Genomic DNA, 2,671 nt, shown 5'->3' with positions numbered 1-2,671 from the left:
GATGATTGGCTGGGAATGGCCGTTGATAACGCTTTAGGAAATTTCATAGACCAGTATTTAGGAATTGGTTGGCTTTGTGAACCTTTTGATATAGATATAAAGATAGCTTTACTTAAACAACCTACTTTTAAAGAAGAAGCAAGATGTTCTATATCTGATATAGTGGGCAATATTGAAGATTTTTATAATGATTTTTCAGTCGGTGGATGGGGAGGATGGATTAAGCTGACCGAAGGTGGAAATAATGTTTATAGTACCTATTTAATAGCCATGGAAGAAATACAAAAAATCCAAACTATAGAAGAAAAAGAACAAGAAGCAGAAATAGCAAGAGGATCTGGATTTTTTAGTCCAAAAGATTGTGTTTGGTATGATGGCAATAATAAGCCGATTGATCTTGTAGTTGAATCTAGTGGAAAAAGATATACAACTGGATATGATGATGTTTGGGGAACTGCATCTTTACCTGCAAAATGCGCGCCAAGTGCGAATATTCTGGCTGAACCATTTGAAACTGATGGTCTTCATAAGGATGGGAGCTCAGTCGTAGGACCATGTTATAAAAAATGTATTTCTCATACTCCTGGTAAACAAATAAGTGATTCTGTTAGTAAAACAGTAAACAGGTTTTGGGACACAATTAACGCTCAAATAGGAGCCGCCTCTGCTAAAGCAGGTCCTTACTCCATCTACGTCGAAGCAATTCTTACCGCTTTAGTTAATAGAGCATTTAAAGAAGGATATGGTTTATTATTCGCTCAAAATCAAAGCATTCCAGGAGAAGGAGATTGCGGAGCAGCATGTGAACTGCCTAAAATAATAGACCCTACTGAAATTAAACAAGATGTAGCAGCCGCTAAGTTATTAAAACCAGAATTAAGCACAATTAAAGTAGCATTAGATAAATTACTTAAAGAACAGAAAGATAATTTAGCTGTATGGAATTTAATAGTTAAAAAATATGAAGATATTTTACTAATATTAGATGATATGACAAAAGACCATCCTCTTGGATGTGGAGAAACAAGCTATGATCCATCTTATATAACTTGGGCAAAAAATAAAAAAATTGAAGTAGATGATATAATATCAACTATTAAAAACACAAATATTAAAAATCTTACAGATATTATTGCAAAAACAGTATTACAAATTAATAATATTGACAATATTATTATTCCAGCTATTAATGCTTATATTGACGCAGTTGACGTCTGGGAAAAAGCATATGAAGATTCTGGTGGAACAACTAATGATGATGTTGAAAAAGCACTAAAAGCTCTTAATGATGCAAAGAATATAGCTATTTTAGCAGTTCAAAATTTATTTAAAGCTATAATGGGAACTTCAACAGGAACCACATTTACAGAACTAAAAGCAGAATCATATCTTGTTTTTGATCAAATTTATGTTCTAATTGACCAATATTACACAGAAAGAGGAACTTCTGCTTTTCCAGAGCCAGGTACTATTTGGGGTGATTATGAGACAGCAGTAGAACTTGAAGAAGATGCTCAGGGCCGTTTAGATAAATGTCAAACATGGGGAAATTAAATCAATAATAAAATGCCTTTTAAAAAAAAAGAAATATTTATTTTTTTACCTCTTATTCTAATCAGTTCTTTGATAATTTATTTTATTAATCCAGTCCAACCAACTAATGATCAAGAGATTAAAAAAGAAGATATTAAAACAGAACAATCTCAAGATAGTAAAAATAGAATACCATTAAAATTATTTGGAGAGATAGAAAGTATTAAATTGAATGATACAATAAATATTATTTCTGATATATTTCCTAATAACTCATCTTCTAATAAAAATCAAGTGCCAGAAGAACAAACACAAAACAATCAAAACACAGAGCCACAAGAACAATCTATAGATTATGTAAATAACGAACTCACTTCTCTTTCTCTTAATGATATTTTAGCAGAAGTTGAAAAAATGTCAGCAGAAATGTTATTAGAACTTGAGAATCCTGAAACTTGTAAAACTTGTGGAAATAGTGATGAAAATAATGAATGGTTAGAAAAAGAATTATTAAGAATGGAATATTCTACATGGGAAGAATATTTTTCCTCAGAAAATTATAAATTAGGAATGGAATATTATTTAAGAAATAAAGATGCTTTATGGAATGAAGAAGATTCTGCGTCTCTATGCGCAACTGTATTTCTTGCAGCTAGTGGAGGTGGAGGTGGATGTAGTTGTGACAATGCAATGGGACCATGCTATACAGATACCGCCTATGGCAGAATATATCATTGCGGAGGCGCATGTTGTTGTGCATGTTGTTCTGTTTGTTGCAAATAAAAATTGTAAATTATGCTAAAAAAATTTAAAAAACTTATTCCTTTTATATTGCTGATTATTATAATCAGCTCTTTGGGAATTTTTACTTTTGGAGTAGAAGAAGCCAAAGCAGTTGATCTTGGTATTGTTGATGGTTTTAAAACTCTATTAGGAGGATTTCTTTTAATGATGCAAGAATTAATCGGCAGCTTAGTTGCTTGGTTTGCTGGTTTAGCTCAAGGTATCCTTAATTTTACCAATCTTCAAAATTCTCAAATGGTTAAAGATGGCTGGGAAATCACTCGTGGATTAGTTAATATGTTCTTTATTTTAATTTTAATGATTATTGCGCTTGCTACTATTTTTAAAGTAGAAT

The 2,671-nt window shown here is 31.5% G+C and carries 3 protein-coding genes; all 3 read left to right on the top strand.

The genetic code is table 11. The features are described from left to right. The coding region (locus KKC53_06795) for a Tim10/DDP family zinc finger protein (GenBank protein ID MBU2598854.1) at positions 1–1,554 on the top strand (1,554 nt) is incomplete at its 5' end. Positions 1,555–1,623: 69 nt separating this feature from the next. After that, positions 1,624–2,316 carry a hypothetical protein gene (locus tag KKC53_06790; protein ID MBU2598853.1) on the top strand — a complete coding sequence of 231 codons (693 nt, stop codon included), beginning with the start codon at positions 1,624–1,626 and terminating at the stop codon, positions 2,314–2,316. A gap of 12 nt (positions 2,317–2,328) precedes the next feature. Next, the coding region (locus tag KKC53_06785; GenBank protein ID MBU2598852.1) for a hypothetical protein at positions 2,329–2,671 on the top strand (343 nt) is incomplete at its 3' end.

Source organism: Actinomycetota bacterium (assembly GCA_018830725.1).
GTDB lineage: Bacteria > Actinomycetota > Humimicrobiia > JAHJRV01 > JAHJRV01 > JAHJRV01.
This window is presented reverse-complemented; position numbering and strand designations above follow the sequence as displayed.